This window comes from Bryocella elongata (assembly GCF_900108185.1).
GTDB classification, from domain to species: Bacteria; Acidobacteriota; Terriglobia; order Terriglobales; family Acidobacteriaceae; genus Granulicella; species Granulicella elongata.
On sequence record NZ_FNVA01000002.1, the window covers coordinates 215,654 to 235,338 of the forward strand.

A 19,685-nucleotide genomic window follows, 5' to 3' on the forward strand; every position below is an offset into this window, starting at 1 on the left:
TCGACTTACGTGATCAGCATGCAGTCGCCGTAGCTGAAGAAGCGGTAACGCTCAGCGACCGCGTGCGCGTAGGCGCGTAACGCAGCCTGCCGTCCCCAATCTGATTCCTCGCTATGTGCATCGCCAAGAAACGCGCTAACGAGCATTAATAGCGTGGATTGCGGCAGATGGAAGTTCGTCAGCAGCCCGGCGACGAGCAGGAAGCGATCGTTGAGGCCGGGCGAGAGAAAGAGGCTGGTCGATCCGGAGTGCGCCGCGACGTTCTCGCCCGCAGGGGTGATGCGCGCAATGTGTTCCAGGGTGCGCGTCGTCGTAGTGCCTACAGCGACGATGCGCCGGCCTTCTCGCGTTGCCCTGTTGATCGCACAGGCGGTTGCTTCGGAGAGAGTGTACGGTTCTGCATGCAGGCGGATGTCTTCGGTGCGGTCCACACGCACCGGCTGAAACGTGCCGAGGCCCACGTGAAGCGTGATGGTTGCCAGTTCGACTCCACGCGCGCGCAATGCCTCAAGCACCTCGGGCGTGAAGTGCAGTCCCGCAGTGGGCGCAGCGGCTGAGCCACGCTCACGTGCGAACACGGTCTGGTAGCGCTCGCGGTCTTCGCTGGTGTTGGGCGCGGCCTTGTCGCGATGGATATACGGTGGCAGCGGCAGATGCCCGATACGGTCGAGCCCCTCGTAGAACGCTGTGCCTGCGAGGTTGAAGCGTAGCGTACGCTCGCCAAACTCGCCGGCTGCGATCACCTGGGCACTCAACGTCTCATCGAAGCGCAATGTCTCGGCGGGCTGCACCTTCTTCGCGGGCTTTACCAGCGCGCGCCATTCGTTATGCCCTTCGGCGTTGGACAGGTGCTCGACGAGCAGGACCTCGATGTGGCCGCTGGGGGCCGGGGAGTTGTGCTGCGTCGTCAGCCCCGCGCGCGTCGCAAACAGCCGCGCGGGCAGCACGCGCGAATCGTTCATTACCAGCAGGTCGCCGCGCTGGAGCAGCGACGGCAGATCAGTGAACTGGCGGTCTGCAAGAGCACCCGTTGCGCGATCGACCGCAAGCATGCGACTCGAACCGCGCACCGCCGGCGGCTGCTGCGCGATGAGCTCTTCAGGAAGATCGAAATGGAAGTCGGAGACAAGCATGGAGAGAGACCGCAGAGGTTAGACAGTAGAGCGTAGAGACGAATCAATATCAGGGGACGACATGCTGACCGCTTGATCCAGTGCGTTCTGCACTGCGACGAGCGTGGCTTCTGGAGCAGCCTCATCCACCATGACATGCGCGGGCCAGCCAAAGGTGATCGTCGCGAAGGGCTTGGGGATCATAAAGCGGTCCCAGCTCTTCATCTCCCAGCGCTTATCAGGCTGTGCATGAAAGGCACCGATCCACGTAGCGCCGGAAAGCTGCGCGAGCTGCACCGGTCCCGCCTTGCAAACCATGTTGGGGCCGCGAGGACCGTCCGCAGTGAAGGCGCAGCGATGACCTTCGCCGTAGGCCTGCGCCATCGCGCGAAGCCCCGCGGCTCCTCCGCGGGAGCTCGACCCACGTTGTGGATGGAAGCCAAGGTGCTCGACGGTGCGTGCGATCAACTCTCCATCGAATGAAGGGGAGATGAGGATCGCGATGTCCTTGTTCCTGAATCGATGCGCACACGTGAGCAGCGTTCGATGCCAGAAGGCAAAGACCACCGGCCCCGGAATCGTGATGCCGATGGGCACGGTCCTTCCATCTGCATCGGTGGCGTTCACGTCGCGATAGCGCCATGTCATCCCCAGCAGGCGGATGAGCCCGGCGGCGAGCCATGGCACCACCGCCAGGATGAGCTTCTGCTTGAAGGTGAACCGCTGCACGTCTTTCAGTTTACCTGCGTACGCGTACTGTCTGCCGCAAACAAGAACCCCACCTCCCTCGCGAGAGATGGGGCACCCAGACAGGTGGAAGGATGGTGCGAGACGTCGTAAAGATCAACGGATCGAAGCTAGGCTGTATCAACAAATTCGTAATTGCGAAAGCTGTGTCATTTCGACCGGAGCAGGACAGCTTCATCGTCCTGCGCAGTGGAGAAACCTGCAGTCCTGTGCCAGCACAAACTGCAGATCCCTCGACTTCGCTCGGGATGACACATCTTTCAGGACTATATAGATCCGTGGCTCGCCGAATTTGTCGATACAGCCTAGCTGTACCGCATCCAGCGCACGATCTCCGGCAGGCTGGGCTTCTTGCCATACATCAGGATGCCGACGCGGTAGACCCGCGCGCTGAAGGAGAGAATCGCCGCGATCGTCGCGGTCATCAACCCGATGGACAGCCAGATCTCCCATGCGGGCACATGCGTCAGCGAGATGCGAAAGTTCATCAGCAGCGGGCTGCAGAAGGGAATCAGCGAAGCCACGCGGGCCAGCGTGGAATCCGGCGCACGCATGATCGGGAAGATCATCACCATGCAGAACACCAGTGGGATGACCAGGAACATGTTGAGCTGCTGCAGCTCCTGCTCGCTGTTCGTCATCGCTCCCAGCGCCGCGGCGATGGACGAGTAGATGAGGAAGCCGAAGAGGAAGTAGAGGATGAAGAAGCCGATCTGCGCGAGCGAGATGAGCGGATGACCGTGTGACATCATGCCCGGCGCAAGGCCCGAGCCCGCGAAGGCGAACGCCGCCAGCATCCATACGCTGATCTGCGTAAGCCCCACCGCGCCGACGCCGAGAATCTTGCCCGCCAGTAGTTGTTCGGGCTGGATCGTCGCGAGCAGCACCTCGAAGATGCGGCTGGTCTTCTCGTCGATGATCGAGCGAGCCGTGTTCATGCCGTAGAGCATGATGACCATGTACATCAGGAAGAAGAGCATGTACGCGGCAAGGAATGCCGCGCCGGAGTCGCCGCTGGCGCTGGTGTCGATCTTCACCGGAGCGGTCAGCTGATCGATGTCGCCGGTCGTAAGGCCATGCGCGGTAAGGCGCTCGCGCATCAGCACGGCGCGCAGGGCGTCCTGCAGAGCGTTCGCGGTAGCGATGTCGCCCGCCGAGCGTGCGCTGTAGGCCACGTTGGGGCGAGCCTCAGGCGTCTCTCCGGGAGTCACCCAGAGGTATCCGGCAAGCGTGGAGTCCTTGGCATGAAGCTGCGCCTCAAGCTGGCTGCGAACGGCATCCGAAGGTGCGAGCAGGTCCACCTTCATCTGCGCCTGCTGGCCGCCTTCGAGCTGCTGCTTCATCTCTGTGCCAAGGCTGTTGTTCGTCGTGACGATGGCCACGTGCGACTGCGTCTTCGAGGTAACCATCAACAGCATGCTGCCGAAGATAAGCGTGCCCATGACCAGCGGGATAAGCACCGTCGCGAGCAGGAAGCCCTTGGTGCGGACCCGCTCGAAGTACTCGCGGCGTGCGATGAGAAGGACGTTATGCATCGACCGCACCCCCGTTGTCGGCATCGCCGAAGCTGGCCTTCACATGCTCGATGAAGATCTCCTCCAGCGTAGGTTCCATCACCTCGAACCGCACGATGTTGGTGCCATGCTCCAACGCATGACGAAGCACGCAGCGTGATTCCTTGCCTTCGTGCAGCTTCAGCTCGGCGCCATCCTCGTAGAGCCTGTAGGTCTCCACGGAAGGATGGTCGAGGAAGCTCTCATTGCCGGTGAAGATCATCTCCACACGGTTGCGCGGGTACTGGCTCTTGATCTCGCGCATGGAGCCGGAGAGCAGCAGCTTGCCGCGCGAGAGCAGCGCGATCGAATCGCAGAAGCGCTCCACCTGGTCCATGCGGTGGGTCGAGAAGAGTATGGCCTTGCCCTGCGTGCGCTGGTCGATCAGGACGTCCATCAGCAGCTGAGCGTTCACCGGGTCGAGGCCGCTGAACGGCTCGTCCATAATGATGAGATCCGGATCATGCAGCAGTGCGGCAATAAACTGGATCTTCTGCTGCATGCCTTTGGAGAGCTCTTCGGTCTTCTTCTGCAGCGTGTCTGCGATCTGCAGTCGCTCGCACCAGGCAACCGAGCGTGACTTCGCGGTAGCGGCGTCGAGCCCATGCAACCGTCCGAGGAAGACAAGCTGGTCCAGCACCTTCATCTTCTTGTACAGGCCGCGCTCCTCCGGGAGGAAGCCCACGCGGGCGAGCTGCTTGCGAGAGAAGGGCTGGCCGAAGAGCGAGACTCCACCGGAGTCAGGCACGGTCATGCCGATCATCATGCGGATGGTCGAAGTCTTGCCGGAGCCGTTAGGCCCCAGCAGGCCAAACATCGAGCCACGCTCAATGTTGAGGGACAATCCCTCTACGGCAACCTTCGAACCGTACTGTTTGCGAATTTGATCGAGCTGGACGATGGGCATAGGTCGGTTGAATTGACGCAAGTGTACCGTCCGATATCAAAACCTCATCCCAACTTTTAGTACTGCAAAACCCAGCGTTTAGTAACACGTTACGGGAGTACTGACCGAAGTACAGGGTGCGGGGCGCGGTGCCTGCGCCTTTTGCCCTACCTGTGGTGAAATAGCGCCATGGGCCCTTGTCATCGCAGAACTCCCAGGGTCGTTTCGTTCGAAAACAACCGGGAGGGCGAGCGTGATCGCTGAGCAACACTACGAGGCCAGGAGGCTGGAAGCATTGCATCGAACTGGGCTCCTGGATAGCCCCCGGGAGCCGGAGTTCGACGAGTTTGCCGCCACAGCTGCGGCGGTTTGCGGCACGGCCGTTGGTGTTGTCTGCCTCATCGACGAGACGCGGCAGTTCTTCAAGGCAGCCGTAGGCCTCAACCACCGCGAAGATCCGCGCGAGATTGCCTTCTGCGACTACGCCATCCGCCAGGAAGAGATGATGCTGGTCGAGGATGCGACCGCCGATGAGCGCTTCCGGAATAATCCGCTGGTCACCGTCGAAGGTGGCATTCGCTTCTATGCCGGCGTGCCGCTGCGCAATCCTGAAGGCTACGCCCTGGGCACACTGTGCGTCTTCGCTCCCCATCCCAGGACCCTCAACGATGCGCAGGCGAAGGCGTTGAAGAGTCTCGCCGAGCAGGTGAATGCCCGTATCGAGCTGCGTGTGCAGCGACTGGAGCTGGAGCGCGCCCTGGCCGAACTGAAGCAGGCCAACCGAAAGCTGGAGCAGCTGGCATCAACCGACGGTCTTACCGGGCTCGCCAATCGTCGCACGCTGGATGAGCGCCTTGCGTGGGAGATCGCCCAGCGCCGCCGCAACCAGCGGCCGCTCGCGATGTTGATGTTCGACCTCGACAACTTCAAGCTGCGCAACGACACCTTCGGTCACGAGGACGGCGACGAGGTGCTGCGGCAGTTCGCCCGGGTACTGCACAGTACCGTTCGCGAGAGCGACCTGGCGGCCCGGTATGGTGGCGAGGAGTTCGCCATCCTGATGCCCGAAACCGACGAGGTGAAGGCGCTGAACCTGGCGCATCGCATCATCGAGCGCGTCCATGCCACGGAGTGGCGGCACCGTCCCGTCACGGTGAGCGTGGGAGCGGCAGCGATCACCGTGCCCGGCGAGCAGTCGGCGGAACTGGTGCGGTTGGCCGACGCCGCCTTGTACGCGGCCAAGGACGCAGGCAAGGACAGGGTCGTCGCGGCGAGCGGCCTCGAGATGCCGGCCACCTCTGACACGCACGCCGCGGTCAACTAGAGAGGATTCAGGTTGTCGAAGTGTTCCTGCCGGTGGGCATCCACTTCGCCAATACGTACCTGAGTTGGAACCTCACAAACGGCTCTCCGCTGCCTATGCTCAGTACATTCGCGGGCTCTGCGTCCGCCGGAGGTGCTGTTCTATGGACCGTGCGATGAACCAATCGCTGACGCACAAAGAGGCCAGCCGCCTGGAGGCGCTCGCACGTCTGCGTCTGTTGGATACACCCGCCGAGCCGGAGTTCGACGAGCTGGCAGGGCTCGCAGCCAGCATCAGCGATGTGCCCATCAGCGCGATCACGCTGATCGATGAGCGGAGGCAGTGGTTCAAGGCCGTCGTCGGCATGGACTCGCACGGTAGTGACCGTGAATCGGCCTTCTGCTCGTACACCATCCAGCAGGATGAGATCTTCGTTGTGGAGGATGCCACGGCTGATCAGCGCTTCCAGCGCAATCCGCTGGTGCTTGGCGACCCGCATATCCGCTTCTACGCGGGCATGCCCATCAGCGGACCCACTGGCGAACACGTAGGCGCGCTCTGCGTGTTTGACCGCCAGCCCCGTCAGCTGACTGGTGCTCAGCGTACCGCGCTCGAGGTGCTCGCGCGGCAGGTAAACGCGCGCATGGAGCTTCGCATGCGCCGCATGGAGCTTCGCATGCGCCGCATCGAGCAGGAGCAGATGCTCGTCGAGCAGGATCGCCTCAATCGCGAGTTGCTCGCAGCCCAGCAGCGCTTCCAGTCCTTCATGGACGAGAGCCCCTTCCTGAGCTTCGTGAAGAGCGTGGATGGCAGGATGCTGTACTACAACCGCCGCTTCGCCGAGCGCTTCGGCATTACGATGAGCGCGTGGCTCGGCAAGACGGACTTCGATCTCTTCCCGGCGGAAGATGCTCAGGCCTATCGTGACAACGACCTTGCGGTACTGCGGAGCGGTCAGCTGCAGGTGCTGGAGGAGCGCAGCCGCGAGTCGGACGGAAGCGCATCGCTTTGGCACATCTACAAGTTCCCTTGCGGTAGCGGCGAAGGCGTGACGACGCTTGGCGGAATCGCGGTCGACATCACAGAGACGACCATGCGCGAAGAGAAGATCGCTCGCATGCGGCGCGAGATCAGCGAACTCCGCGACCAGGTCGAACTGGCGCAGGTGATGGCCCTGCAGCAGGAGCGGTCCGAGATGATGAGCGACCGCAAAATGGAGATGGCACTGGTCGGGCTATAACGCGGTTGCAAAGATCGGATTCCCCGGGGGCCGCAACTTTGGCCCCGGGCTCCCCATTTGCTACACGCCAATCTCGGTGCGAATAGCCCCTGCGATGGCCTCGGCGTGGCGGCGCATCGCCTCTTCGCTCTCAGCCTCGATCATCACGCGCGCCAGGGCCTCCGTGCCGGAGTAGCGAATCACCACGCGGCCCGTGTCCTTCAGCTCCACCTCTGCAGCGTGGATCGTCTCCACGACTGCGGGAATCGTTTCGAGCGGCTTCTTCTCACGCACCTTCACGTTCAGGATCACCTGCGGATAGTTCTTCAGGTCCGCGATGAGCTGCCCCAGCGTCTTGCCGGAACGATGCACCACATCCAGCACCACCAGGGCGGTCAGCAGGCCATCGCCGGTCGTCGCAAGCGCAGGGAAGAGGATGTGGCCGGACTGCTCGCCGCCCAGCGAAGCGCCGGACTTCTTCATCTCCTCCAGCACGTACTTGTCGCCCACCGGAGCGCGCAGCATGGTGATGCCTGAGCGCTTGAACGCCGCTTCCAGGCCCATGTTGGACATGGTGGTTGCAACGACGGTGTCCTTCGTCAGCAGGCCGCGCTGCTGCAGGTCGCGCGCGCACACGAGCATCACGGCATCGCCGTTGACGACGTTGCCATGCTCATCGGCGAACAGTGCGCGGTCGGCATCGCCGTCGAACGTGAAGCCCATTGACGCGTGGAGTGTCTTCACTTCGGCTGCCACGATCTCGGGATGCAGTGCACCGCATTTCAGGTTGATGTTGCGGCCGTCGGGAGAAGCATGGGTGACCTCGACCGTACCGCCAAGCTCCGCAAAGAGCTGCGGCGCGATCGTCGAAGCTGCGCCGTTCGCGCAGTCGATGACCACCTTGTGATTGTCCAGCGAGATGTCAGGCACGGTCGAGAGCAGGAACTCGATGTACTCGCGCCGGAAGGCCTCGTTGACCTCGGGCAGCTGGCCTTCTGAGCCCTGGGCTCTCAACGCAGAACCCTCCAGTGCCCTTTCGATCTCCGCCTCAATGCCCATCTCCACTTCGTCGGGCAGCTTGTAGCCGTCGCCGCCGAAGATCTTGATGCCGTTGTCTTCCCACGGATTGTGCGAGGCCGAGATGACCACCCCCGCAGCGAAGCCGTGCTTGCGCGCCAGGTAGGCCACGGCCGGCGTCGTAATGACGCCCGCGAACTCTACATGCGCTCCCACGCCGTTCAGGCCGGCGATCAGCGTTCGTGCGATCCATGGGCCGCTCTCGCGCGTGTCCATGCCCATCACAACGCGCACGTCTTTTCCGGGTGCACCAAGCGTGACACCCAGCGCGACGCCGACGGCGTGCACCGTCTTCTCATCCAGCGGAGCCTGACCGGCAACCGCGCGAATTCCGTCTGTTCCAAACAACTTCCGCATCTCTACAGCCTACCTTCTCAGGGTGTTGCAGCGCTGTTGACGCTTGCGACACGTTTCTTGAGATGCGAAATCGGCGGCGGCGCTAGGACTTGCTGGACTCCAGGACACTCGCCCGGAGCCGCCCATTGGAGAGCCGCGCCGTGATGGTATCCCCGGGGCTGGCGGCGTCACTCGAGCGAAGCAGCCGGCCATCCGCGCCGTAGACCAGGGCATAGCCACGCTCGAGCACCTTCACCGGGCTCAGCGCGTCGAGGCGGCTGGTCAGCTGCTCCAACCGCAGGTTGCGGGCACGCGTGACCGCGAAGGATGTAGCCTCCAGCCGCGTCCGCAAGACCGCCGCCCGCCGCTCATCCGCAGCGAGCCGCCGCCGGACATCCTGCCGCGCCAGCCGCGAGCCCAGCTGCGAGATCGTCGCATCGGCGCGCGTAAGTCGGCGGCGCATCGCGGCCTCGACCCGAAAGCCCAGCTCGTCAATCTTCTGCGCCCGCTGGCCGAGGGCATCGCTCACGCGGCGCAGCACCATCGCCGCGCTGAGACGCGCAAAACGCTGCCGCGCGCGAAGAAGCTCGTATTGCCCGGCGCGCCGAACGCGGGCATCGAGCCGGGCCAGCCGCTCACCCACCTGATGATGTGCGGCAGTGACGAGTTCTGCTGCTGCCGAAGGCGTCGGTGCCGCCACGTCGGCCGCCGCATCAGCGATCGTCGTGTCGGTCGCGTGACCGATGCCGGAGATGACCGGCACGCTGCAGGCCGCAATCGCCCGCGCCACCAACTCGTCATCGAAGCCGTGAAGATCTTCCCAGCTTCCGCCACCTCGCGCGACCAGCACAACGTCCGCAAGCTCGGGCCGAGCGGAGAACCAGTTCACTCCCGCGGCGACCTCACGCGCACAGTTGGGGCCCTGCACGGCGGCGGGGTAGATGAGCAGCCGCACGGCCGCATGACGTCGCCGGCAGACCTTGACGATGTCTCTCAGAGCGGCGCCTTGAGCGCTGGTGACCACTCCAATGCAGCGAGGAAACGGTGGCAGGGGACGCTTGCGGTCGAAGAGCCCTTCGCGCCGCAGCCTCTCCTTGAGCTCGCGCACCGCGGCCAGCAGCGCACCGAGGCCCAGGGGCTCCATGCTTTCCGCGACCATCTGCATCTGGCCGCGGCTCTCGTACAGGCTGAGCCCGCCCCGCACGCGAACTTTGTCGCCGTCCTTCGGCTTGAACCGGAGGCGCTGGGCGCGGTTGCGGAACATCACGATGGAGAGCTGTGCGGTCGGGTCCTTGATGGTGAAGTACACGTGTCCGCTCGCGGCGGGTCGCCAGTTGGAGATCTCGCCTTCCACCGTCACGCCACCAAAGCCGCGCTCGATCGCGTTGCGAACGTGACGCACCAGGTCGCTAACACTCCAGACACGGGTGGGGTCGGCGACGGGCAGTGACGGCGCATCGGTCGCGCGGCTCGGAACCGGCTCCCGAGCTGCTGCAACGGCAGGCTCCGGTCGGTGGACGGGGATGATCTCTTCTGTAGGGGACGGCGCTTCAGGGGCCGGAAAGCTGTCGAAGAGTCCGGGAGGGCCTGAGCTTACCCGCGATGCGGGAGCGCGACGTTTTGGGGATGTCCGCCCGCGCCGGAGCTCGGCCAACGTCGGGATTCCGCTGGGCTGGTCCACATCTGGATGGTTCCCGCTGAGCTTGTCATCGCTGGGCTTCATGCTCAGGTTGAGTGTACGCCGCGGCCCGGCGTGAATTTGGCGGCAGGCAGGCGCGACAGGTGTCGATCTAGGCCAGCAGCAGCTCGTGAACCTCGCGGATCAGTTCTTCCGGGCGGACAGGCTTGTAGAGCATGCGGATAGGTCGCCGGGTGCGCGCGGTATGCTTCTCGACGTGCGGCGTGTTGCTTTCGTAGGCCGTCAGCATCATGAGCTTGCAGTCAGGCATCTCACGGGCCACGGCATCCGCCAGGTCGAGACCGCTCTCACCGGGCATCGTCACGTCAGTGAGCAGGAGAGTCGGTGCGAAGCTCCGGGCAAGGTTCAAACCGTCGGCGGCGGAGTACCGCGCCTCGCTGTCAAAACCATTCAGGCGAAAGACCAGCGACAACGTATCAGCTACAAGACGATCATCATCAACGATCAAGACCCGCTGCTTCATGGCGCACCTCGTTAGCGGCTGTACGGCGTTCATTTGGCCCGAAAGAAGGGCGCCCTTCACAAACCGACTCGACGTGGTCAGGGCTCTGGGTGTTTAGACCCGGGTCATGGCGAATTGACTCGAGCTCAACCCAAAAATCCCTAATCTGGTGCTGGCGCGACGCCGGGTTGCAAATCACACTAGATCAATCTGCGTGCGGACGCCACCCGTTGCGCGAGTTTTACGGGTACGAAGGTATTCACTCAATCAAATTTGGAAGGATGAAGGCTAAAGTCAACGGTATGCACAGGTTTGCGCTGATTCTCGGCTTCCTCACTCTGACACTCGCCCTGCTGGACGCGTTTCAGACGATCATCCTTCCGCGCCGGCCTGTGGGGCGCTTCCGCATCACCCGGTTGTTCTTCCTGGCGACCTGGACGCCGTGGGTGCGTGTCGCCCGACTGATCCAGTCGTCTAAGGCGCGAGATCAGTTCTACAGCTTCTACGGGCCGCTCTCCCTGCTCCTGCTCTTTATCGTGTGGGCGACCCTCCTGGCCGGAGGCTATGGCCTGATCTTCTTCGGGTTGCACACACCGTTCAGCGATCCATTCCATCCTGGCACCCTCGGCGGGGAGCTTCGTACTGCCCTGTATGTCAGTGGATCCACGATCTTTACACTGGGCCTCGGAGATGTGGTCCCGGCCACGCTGCTGGCCCGGGCGCTTGTCGTCCTCGAGGCCGGAACGGGCCTCGGCTTCGTCGCCCTGGTGATCGGTTACGTTCCGGTGCTCTATACAGCGTTCAGCCAGCGGGAGATCGCCGTCGCCCTGCTGGACGCCCGCGCCGGTTCGCCCCCGACGGCCTCCGAGTTGCTCGTCCGCCACAGCTTTACCGGTGGCAACGCCGCGCTCATCGAACTCCTCGCGGAGTGGGAGCGGTGGTGCGCAACGCTGCTGGAGACCCACATCTCCTATCCGCTGCTCTGCTATTACCGCTCGCAGCACGACAATCAAAGCTGGCTCGCGGCTCTGACAGCGATCCTCGACACCTGCGCGCTGCTGATCACGACGGTGGAGGGGCCGGCGACCCGGCAGGCGCAGCTGACGTTCGCCGTCGGCAGGCATGTGCTGGTGGATATCGTGCACGTCTTCCGGCAGGAGTCGATGGAGATTGGCTTCCTGCAACAGCCCATGCAGCGCCTGGACGACGATGAGTTCGCCCGGCTCTGCGAAGTTCTCGGCGGAGCCGGCTTCGCTTTGTGCGGGGATATCGAGGCGCATGCCCGGCTGCAGTCGATTCGGAGGCTTTACGAGCCGTCCGCTTGTGCGATGGGGCACTTCCTGGCTCTTGGGCTGCCTCGCTGGGTCCCTCCGCCGCGCGACCCAAGCAAGCGCAAGGACAACTGGACGACGGTGGCGGATCTGCGCACACCCAGCGCGCTGGCGGACCGCCTCAGCACCCACCTCAGCCCACTATCGACGGCCGATCACTTCGGAGAGGACGAGAGGCACTAGGCCTGGGGAAATCAATCACTTGCGGATTGGAAACAAGAAGGCCGCCCATCCCGGGCGGCCTTCGTGCGGTTGAATCCATGCGTCCCGGTCAGTGTTACTGGAGCCCAGGACCCTGAGCCGCAGCCTGCGGGTTGAGCTTCTGGGTGGCGATCTCGGCGGCGACGCCCGGGTTGCCCTTGGAGTCCTTATCCTTATCCTTCAGCTGAGCGAGGATCTGGCGCGCCTGATCGGTCTTGCCCTCGGCGGTGTAGAGCTCCGAAAGCTGGATCTGGGCGAGGCCCGCAGGAACGGTGGTCGCGTTGGTCTTGGTGAGCTCGGTGTAGAGGCTCACCGCTTGTGAATCACGGCCGGTCTGCTGATACAGCTGCGCGAGTGCCAGCTTGCTCAGCGCGGAGACGTTTCCGTCCCAGCTGGAGGCCGACTTCGACAGCGAAGCCTCCGCCGAGCTGTTCTGACCCTCTTCCATATACGTGAGCCCGGTGAAGTACACCGCGATGCGGCCGGCCGGCATCATGCCGTACTGGTCGGCGACGCTCTTGAACTCGGCGTTCGCCGCGCTGGCGCGGTCCTTCAGGGACGGGAAGCTCTTCATCCCGGCGGGGAGTTCCTGGCCAGGCGTGGCCACAGGGGTCTGGTAGGTCTGAATTGCTTCTCCCAGGGCTGCCGACGCTGCTGCCGAGCGGTGCTGGTAAAAGGACGCTCCTGCGAGCACCAGCACAACGATGCCGGCGATCGTGAGCCCGCGGGTGATAGCGGTGCCGCGGTTATGCTTCGCCCAGTCGATGCTGTTCTCGGTCAGGGCGACAAACTTGTCGGGCTGCTTCAGCGCTTGCTTTGTTGCGTTATCCACTAGCGAATCCTTTGTCCAGAACCCCTGACGGAACAGGGAAGATCGTCGGGGCCCAGCGCCCGGACATCGCCTCAGTTTATCAGGATTACTGCCGGACGCATCGCGAAGACGGGGAAGGTTTGGGGTCTGCGGGCGTTTCTGCGGGGTGTCGCGAGATGCTGCACTAAGGCTCGCGATTCGTTTACTTCCCGCTTGCCAACCGTTATTCGGACGGCATACTATCCGTCTCGCTATCGGTACAGTGCACTACAAAATGGGGCACGCGCCAGATGGAGGCAGTGCGTTCAAAAAGCAAAGCTGGACGACGAAAAAGCCGAAGGGGGTTCACCCCTCGGCGACCAGGAGCGACCCAAGTCATGGCATGGTATGCCTACTGCATCACCGAACGGAACGCCTATCCCGAATTAGCCCGTCACCGCCGCCCAATGCCTCTGGAGGGGCTGACCGGGCTCTTTGGAAACCAGACCTTCTTCTTTCCCGCGGCGGACCTCGCCGTGATCGTCTCGGAGCACCAGCCTGAAGACACGGCTCGACTCTCCGGCCCGCAAGGGCAGTCTGCCGCTCGTGACCACGCCCGCGTGATCTCCAGCTGCTTCTCGAAGTCCACCGTTCTGCCTTTCCGCTTCGGCACCTGCTTTGAGGACGACGACGCTCTGCGCCGCTCGGTCCGTTCCAACCAGCGTCACTTCATGGCCAACGTCGAGCGTCTGCGCGGCAAGGCCGAGATGCACCTCAAGGTCGTCGTCGACGACATCTGCCCCGAGACCCGCGGCGAGTCCGTCACCGGCGCGGCCGGACAGGAGTATCTGTCCCACCTGCGTGAGTCCGCCAGCCGCCAGCGTGAGCGCCAGTCCCGCGCACGCGCACTGAGCCTCCAGATGCACCGCATGTTCCTCCCGCTGGCCGAGGAGATCACCTGCAAGCGCATGGAGTCCGGCAAGATGCTGCTCGACATCGCTCACCTGGTCGACAAGAAGACCGTGGAGCGCTACCAGAACAAGTACTCCACCGCGACCAAGGAGATGAAGGACTGCGCCATGCAGCTCTCCGGACCGTGGCCGCCGTATCACTTCGTCCACCGCGAGCAGACCCGCACGCACGCGTAGGACCTATCCCGCTCAAGCAGAAAGCTCCAGCCTTTGGCTGGAGCTTTCTGCTTTTCGTCGTCGTCCTGAGAGGAGCGAAGGACGCCACCTACGCCTTCTCGGGTACCGCCGTCTTCTTGCGGTTCAGAACCAGGCTGCGCTGGCGGGTCGCATCGCTGGCATGCTCGATCTTGCTCCAGAAACCGATGAAGTAGTCCACCGCGGAGATCACCGAAACGGCGGTCATCCAGTACGTGGCCATGATGGCCGTGAAGGCGACGGGAAACGGGTACCAGCCGATCTGCCAGTGGTCCCAGCGGTGGCTGAGGATGCAGGCGACGACCGCGACGATCTGCGTCACCGTCTTCAGTTTGCCCAGATCGCTTGCTGCGATGGTAAAGCCCTCGTTGGTCGCGATGGAGCGCAGGCCGCTGACAAGGAACTCCCGCCCGATGACCAGCACAACGATCCAGGGCTTCATGATGTGTGGGGTAAAGGCGACCAGCAGGATGAAGGCGGTCGTCACCATCAGCTTGTCGGCCAGCGGATCCAGCAGCATGCCGAGGGTTGTGATCTGGCCGCGTTTTCGCGCCAGGTAGCCGTCGAGGCCATCCGTAATGGACGCCAGGATGAAGATGACCGAGGCGATGATCTCCTGCTCGCCGTGTGTTCCCTGCACAGGAAACTTCGGGCTCAGCACCCAGATGAGGACGGGCACCGTGGCGATCCGGCTGAGCGTAATGGAGTTTGGCAGGTTCACGTGGGCTGGGCGCACGCCGCGGCGCGCCGGGGCCGCACTCGCCGACCGGTGACTTACGTACTGGCCGGACCGACGTTGGGGCCCGGTGAGGGCCATGGTCGCTCCCTGCCATTCTGCCACACCCGGCGACCTGTTGCTCTGCGACCCGTATCACTTTACTTTGCACCCGGTGAACCGTATCGTTCCTTGAGACCGTCCCAACATTTACTCAGGGCCCATCAGGACTGCCATGCCGCTCCGCCGCCTTGCCGTGTCGCGCGCCGCTCGTTCGGCCGCATCTTCTCCTGCGATCTTTGCTGTGCTCCTCTTCTTCATAGGAGCGCTCTTCCCCTCGGCCATGCTGCGGGCGCAAACGCTCACGTTCACGGGGCAGGTTTACTCGCCTCTCGGACCGGCGGTTACAGGTTCCACCGCAGCGCATGGCGACCCGATCCCGAACATCCTCGTCTTCGTGCAGGATCCCGCCAGTCCGCTGCCGGTCTTCTCGCAGGGCGTCACCGTGCCTGCTGCAGGGCAAAATGGCTGCGCGGTCCAACCCAACCTCGTGCCCGCGACGGTCCTCGGCAGCGCTCTCACTGACTATTCCGGGACCTACACCTTCAACGTCTCGGGAACGGTCAGCTACCCCATCAACGTCGTCATCCAGGCCGGCAAGTGGCGCAGGCAGTATCAATTTACGCAGGCCCAGGTCGCCAGTTACACCTCGGGTACGGTCGTCACGCTGCCGATCCTGTCGATGCCTTCCAACCAGTCCCAGGGTGACCTGCCGCATATCGCCGTCGTTACCGGTTCGGCGGACCAGATCGAGTGCATCTTCCCGCAGATCGGCGTCTCCGCCAGCGAGGTCACCGACCCCACCGGCACCGGCAGCATCAACTTCTTCAGCGGCAACGCCAGCTCCGGCGAGATTGTCAGCTCCAGCACGCCCACGGAAACGCAGCTCGTGAACCCCGCTGCGAACGGCGCCATTCCGATCAGCAACTACGACATGGTCATCTTCGGTTGCCAGACCTGGAATGCTGGCATCGTTGACTCCGACGTCGCGCCCTACGCCAAGAATGTCGAAGCCTTCGCCAACGAAGGCGGTCGCGTCTTTGGAACGCACGGAGCGGCTACCTGGATCACAACGCCCTCCGACTGGAGCGGCATCGCGACCTTCGACTACTCGGGCTCCGATTCAGAGGCCGCCTCGATCACCGGTCAGCTCAGCACCGCCTACACCGGGGAGCCAACGCTGGCGGCGTGGATGGGCTATATCGGCGCGCTGAATGCTCCCGTTGCGAATCTCCAGTTCACCCTGACGGATGTCTTTTACAACATCACCGCAGTGAACGCTCCGGGCCAGACCTGGGTCACGATTCCAAGTCACAGCAGCACCCCGGCCCAGTTCTCGTTCGACACTCCCGTGAACCAGACCGGATCGCCCAGTGCCGTCGTGAACTTCACCAACACGCAGACGAACTTCGATCTGGGGCAGACCGGCGACTCCATCGTCATCAACGTAACGGATAACAGCGCAACGGCTACTCTCTCCGGCCTTACGCTCACACTGCAGATTCCGTCTGGAATCACTCCCACCTCGCTGGTCGATTCCACTGGCGGGTCGTGGGTCTGTACGCTCACCACGCCGACCGCGATCTGCACCTTGCCCGCCCCACTCGCCGCCGGTGCTTCCGATGCCGTCACCTTGACCTTTGACATCCCAGCCACCACGACGCCGGGCTCCGTCACTCTCACCGGAACGCTCAGCAACGGCGGCATCAACCAGTCCAACCAGTGCGGCCGCGTGCTCTACAACGACTACCACGTCGAAACCGCCGGTTCGAGGGTGGCGTGGAATAACGGCGGACGTTGCACCGTCGGAACAACGCTGACCAACGCGCAGAAGTTCCTCGAGTACAGCCTCTACAACCTCTCCAACTTCGTCGCGCCCACCACCTCCGACACCATCGTCATCCAGGCGCCGTCCACCACCACCATCACCACCAATGGCCAGCCGGGCGTCACCACCCCCATCTACTACGGCCAGATCATCGGCGACACGAACAACGTGAACGCCATTGTGAGCACGACCGCTCCTGGCGGCACGAACAACGGCACGCTCACCGTCTCGGTCGATGGCACGACCGCCTGCACGCTGCAGAACTCGCTCACGCAAGGCACCTGCCCGAACGCCGGCTTCACCGGCCAGAACGCAGGAAGCCACACGGTGCAGGCCTCGTACTCCGGCGACTCGGAGTATCAGCCTTCGCAGTCCCCGGTCTATAACATGACCATCCTGCCCGATCCAACCGCGACCGTCGTCACCACGTCAGGGACCCCGTCGATCTACGGCAACGCAGTCACCTTCACCGCCACCGTGACCAATACCGCGCCCTTCACCGACGTCGCGCTTCCGGCTCCGGCTGGCACGGTCAACTTCTTCGACGGCGCCGCGCAGATCGGTACCGGCACGCTGAACAGCTCCGGCGTGGCCATCCTCTCGGTCACCTCGCTCGGCGTCGGCTCGCACACCATCAACGCCGTCTACGTTCCCACCGTCAACTTCACAGCTTCCACCAGCGTTGGCATTGCCCAGGTGGTGACGTTGCCGGTCTCCGCGACCAGCACGCGGCTGACCTCGACGGCGAACCCCGCCTACCAGGGCCAGAACATTGTCCTCACGGCAACCGTCACGCAGCTTGCTTTCTCAGTAGCTGTGCCCTCTGGACTGACGAACCCGCTGCCGACCGGAACGGTGAGCTTCTACGATGGCACGACCCTGCTGGGAACCGCACCGCTCACCGCGGCTCTCACCGCAACGGTCTCCACCTCGACCCTCGCTGTCGGTACGCATGCCATCACGGCGGTCTATTCGGGCGACGCCGCGAACACGGGAAGCACCTCGCCGGTCCTGAACGAGGTCGTCCAGCCAAACACCTTCACACTGACCGTCAATCCGACGACGCTCAACCTGATCATCGGCCAGACGGCCGCGATTACCGTCACGATCACGGACAATGGCGACTTCAACGAGCCGGTTCAACTCTCCTGCGCGGGGCAGAGCGCGGAGACGATCTGCAGCTTTGCCACCGCCACGATCCCGGCAGGCGGCGGGACGACAACACTGACGGTGATGCCTGAGCCGCCGCACAACTGCTCAACAACGGCTTCGAACGAGCATCCCGGATCGAAGCTGCCCATCATGGCGGGTCTCGGAGTCATGCTGCTGGCGTTTCGCCGACGCAGGAAGCTGCTCGGTCTGGTGACGTTCGGCCTTCTGCTGGCAGCCCTGCCGATGCTGAGTGGCTGCAATACGACCGGCTGCACTGACTTCGGTGTCGAGCCCGGAACCTATACCTTCACCGTCACCGCAACCTCGGCCGCGCCCTACGCGCAGACGTCGAACCAGACAATGACGATGGTGGTCAAGCCTTAGAAGCAGTGAGAAGTGGCAAGTGACAAGTACAAAGCAAAGGGCGCGACTCCAGTCGCGCCCTTTGTCCTTACGTATCACTTGTCACTTACCACTGCTTCTACGCATAGAAGCCCCGCTGCTTGGTCGTATACGCGACCCGGTCGACCGCGAGCATGTACGCTGCGATGCGATTGTTCACGCCGTGGGCGATGGAGTACTGCAGCACATCCTGGAAGCTGTCGGTCATGATGCGGTCAAGCCGCTCGTTCACTTCTTTCTCCGTCCAGAAGTAGCCCATGCGATCCTGCACCCACTCGAAGTAGCTCGTGGTCACGCCACCGGTGTTGGCCAGGATATCCGGAATCACGAAGACGCCCTTGTCGGCGAGGATCTCGTCGGCGATGGGAGTTGTCGGGCCGTTGGCGCCTTCTACCAGCACACGGCAGCGCAGCTTCGCCGCATTGCGGCTGGTGATCACGTTCTCGGTCGCGGCTGGGATCAGCACATCGACCGCGGAGAGCAGAAGCTCGTCCTTGTCGTAGGCCTCGCCTTCCTTGAAGCCATGGATCGTGCCGTTCTTTGCGCGGTACTCCAGCAGTTCGCTGATATCGAGACCGTTGGCGTTGTACAGGCCGCCGTCCCACTCCGCGATGCCGACCACCTTGTAGCCCTTCTTCCAGAGGAAGTGTGCCGTGTTCGAGCCCACGTTGCCGAAGCCCTGCACCACGACCTTCGTGTCCTCGGGACGCATGTTCAGGTGCTTCATAGCCTCGTCGGTCACCACGCTGACGCCGCGGCCTGTCGCTTCCTTGCGGCCGCGCGAACCCCCCAGGCTCACGGGCTTGCCCGTCACGACGCTCGTCATTGTCTGGCGCATGTGCATGGAATAGGTGTCCATGATCCATGCCATCGTCTGCTCGTCGGTGCCCATGTCCGGCGCGGGGACATCCTTTTCCGGTCCGAGGAACTCGATCAACTCAGCGGTGTAGCGGCGCGTCATGCGCTCCAGCTCGCCCTGGCTCATCTTCTTGGGGTCGCAGATCACGCCACCCTTGGCGCCTCCGAAGGGGATGTTTACGACCGCGCACTTCCACGTCATCCAGCTGGCGAGGGCGCGAACCTCATCCAGGCTCACGTCCGGAGCGTATCGGATGCCGCCCTTGCATGGCCCCCGCGACGAGGAGTGCTGCACGCGGTAGCCGGTAAAGACTTCGATCGAGCCATCGTCCATGCCGACCGGGATGTGCACGATGATCTCGCGCGAAGGGTAGCGCAGGACCTTCCAGATTCCTGCATCAAGGTTCAAACGACGGGCAGCTTCGTCAAAGCGAAGCGACTGCGCCTCCCATGGATTCGTTTCCTGCTCCAGCGTGAGCGTTGCGATGCTGTTCGAATTGTCTGTTGCCTGCTTCATCCGGTCTTCCTTCGTCTCTGCGTGATCGCCGTTTTGCGACGCAGAGGCATTCCCAGCCGCGGCATTGTCGTGGCTGTGTTGCGGGTTACGGCCCAGGGTCGGCATTGCTGCGAGCGCCGGACCTTCGGGAATCAACGTCTCTCCGGCCATCGTCGATCCTCCTTCTACCCACCTGCATTAGACGCAGGTGAAAGACTCGGGAATCACACATTCGCTCTCGCGGAGATCGCCGTTGAGAAGATCCGGAGAGACGCCTGCGGTGGCCGGTACGGTCTCCGGCCAAACCGGGCG

At 63.3% G+C, this 19,685-nt stretch carries 15 protein-coding genes; 5 read left to right on the forward strand and 10 right to left on the reverse strand.

The features are described from left to right. Nucleotides 1-5: 5 nt before the first annotated feature. From queA to C4S68_RS07175, 4 genes are all read right to left on the reverse strand, one after another. Nucleotides 6-1,133, reverse strand: a complete 1,128-nt coding sequence (queA, locus tag C4S68_RS07160) for a tRNA preQ1(34) S-adenosylmethionine ribosyltransferase-isomerase QueA (RefSeq protein ID WP_103932379.1) — start codon at nt 1,131-1,133, stop codon at nt 6-8. A gap of 18 nt (nt 1,134-1,151) precedes the next feature. Further along, entirely contained in the window at nt 1,152-1,841 is a 690-nt protein-coding gene (locus C4S68_RS07165; protein ID WP_103932380.1) for a lysophospholipid acyltransferase family protein, read from the reverse strand. A gap of 323 nt (nt 1,842-2,164) precedes the next feature. After that, nucleotides 2,165-3,394: an ABC transporter permease gene (locus tag C4S68_RS07170; protein ID WP_103932759.1), complete on the reverse strand. Its 1,230-nt coding sequence runs from the start codon at nt 3,392-3,394 to the stop codon at nt 2,165-2,167. Then, the gene (locus C4S68_RS07175; protein WP_103932381.1) at nt 3,387-4,319 is read right to left on the reverse strand and encodes an ABC transporter ATP-binding protein; all 933 of its coding nucleotides are present in this window, start codon (nt 4,317-4,319) and stop codon (nt 3,387-3,389) included. Before C4S68_RS07175 ends, C4S68_RS07170 begins: the two co-directional genes overlap by 8 nt. A 274-nt stretch (nt 4,320-4,593) precedes the next feature. Here C4S68_RS07175 and C4S68_RS07180 point away from each other — a divergent pair, with 274 nt between their 5' ends. Next, nucleotides 4,594-5,622: a sensor domain-containing diguanylate cyclase gene (locus C4S68_RS07180; RefSeq protein WP_146072056.1), complete on the forward strand. Its 1,029-nt coding sequence runs from the start codon at nt 4,594-4,596 to the stop codon at nt 5,620-5,622. Nucleotides 5,623-5,764: 142 nt separating this feature from the next. Then, the gene (locus C4S68_RS07185) at nt 5,765-6,841 is read left to right on the forward strand and encodes a PAS domain-containing protein (RefSeq protein ID WP_103932383.1); all 1,077 of its coding nucleotides are present in this window, start codon (nt 5,765-5,767) and stop codon (nt 6,839-6,841) included. 60 nt (nt 6,842-6,901) lie between these two features. Here C4S68_RS07185 and glmM read toward each other — a convergent pair whose 3' ends face one another. The 3 genes from glmM to C4S68_RS07200 form a co-directional block, all read right to left on the reverse strand. Then, nucleotides 6,902-8,254 carry a phosphoglucosamine mutase gene (gene glmM, locus C4S68_RS07190; protein ID WP_103932384.1) on the reverse strand — a complete coding sequence of 451 codons (1,353 nt, stop codon included), beginning with the start codon at nt 8,252-8,254 and terminating at the stop codon, nt 6,902-6,904. Nucleotides 8,255-8,336: 82 nt separating this feature from the next. After that, nucleotides 8,337-9,956 carry an exodeoxyribonuclease VII large subunit gene (gene xseA, locus C4S68_RS07195; protein WP_103932385.1) on the reverse strand — a complete coding sequence of 540 codons (1,620 nt, stop codon included), beginning with the start codon at nt 9,954-9,956 and terminating at the stop codon, nt 8,337-8,339. A gap of 67 nt (nt 9,957-10,023) precedes the next feature. Then, nucleotides 10,024-10,395, reverse strand: a complete 372-nt coding sequence (locus C4S68_RS07200) for a response regulator (protein WP_103932386.1) — start codon at nt 10,393-10,395, stop codon at nt 10,024-10,026. 260 nt (nt 10,396-10,655) lie between these two features. On the opposite strand from C4S68_RS07200, the gene C4S68_RS07205 reads away from it, so the two are divergent. Continuing rightward, nucleotides 10,656-11,888: a potassium channel family protein gene (locus C4S68_RS07205; protein ID WP_235011437.1), complete on the forward strand. Its 1,233-nt coding sequence runs from the start codon at nt 10,656-10,658 to the stop codon at nt 11,886-11,888. Between the two features lie 94 nt (nt 11,889-11,982). Here C4S68_RS07205 and C4S68_RS07210 read toward each other — a convergent pair whose 3' ends face one another. Then, complete coding sequence (locus C4S68_RS07210; protein ID WP_103932388.1) at nt 11,983-12,738, reverse strand: tetratricopeptide repeat protein; 756 nt, start codon at nt 12,736-12,738, stop codon at nt 11,983-11,985. 356 nt (nt 12,739-13,094) lie between these two features. Here C4S68_RS07210 and C4S68_RS07215 point away from each other — a divergent pair, with 356 nt between their 5' ends. Further along, nucleotides 13,095-13,844 (forward strand): GvpL/GvpF family gas vesicle protein, encoded by a 750-nt coding sequence (locus C4S68_RS07215; RefSeq protein WP_103932389.1) that lies wholly within the window; start codon nt 13,095-13,097, stop codon nt 13,842-13,844. Nucleotides 13,845-13,932: 88 nt separating this feature from the next. On the opposite strand, the gene pgsA is transcribed toward C4S68_RS07215, so the two are convergent. Next, nucleotides 13,933-14,583: a CDP-diacylglycerol--glycerol-3-phosphate 3-phosphatidyltransferase gene (pgsA, locus tag C4S68_RS07220; RefSeq protein WP_103932390.1), complete on the reverse strand. Its 651-nt coding sequence runs from the start codon at nt 14,581-14,583 to the stop codon at nt 13,933-13,935. 229 nt (nt 14,584-14,812) lie between these two features. On the opposite strand from pgsA, the gene C4S68_RS07225 reads away from it, so the two are divergent. Further along, a complete protein-coding gene (locus C4S68_RS07225) occupies nt 14,813-18,001 on the forward strand; it encodes an Ig-like domain-containing protein (protein WP_103932391.1) in 3,189 nt (1,062 codons plus the stop codon). Nucleotides 18,002-18,098: 97 nt separating this feature from the next. On the opposite strand, the gene C4S68_RS07230 is transcribed toward C4S68_RS07225, so the two are convergent. Further along, nucleotides 18,099-19,394 (reverse strand): Glu/Leu/Phe/Val family dehydrogenase, encoded by a 1,296-nt coding sequence (locus tag C4S68_RS07230; RefSeq protein ID WP_103932760.1) that lies wholly within the window; start codon nt 19,392-19,394, stop codon nt 18,099-18,101. Between the last annotated feature and the right edge of the window lie 291 nt (nt 19,395-19,685).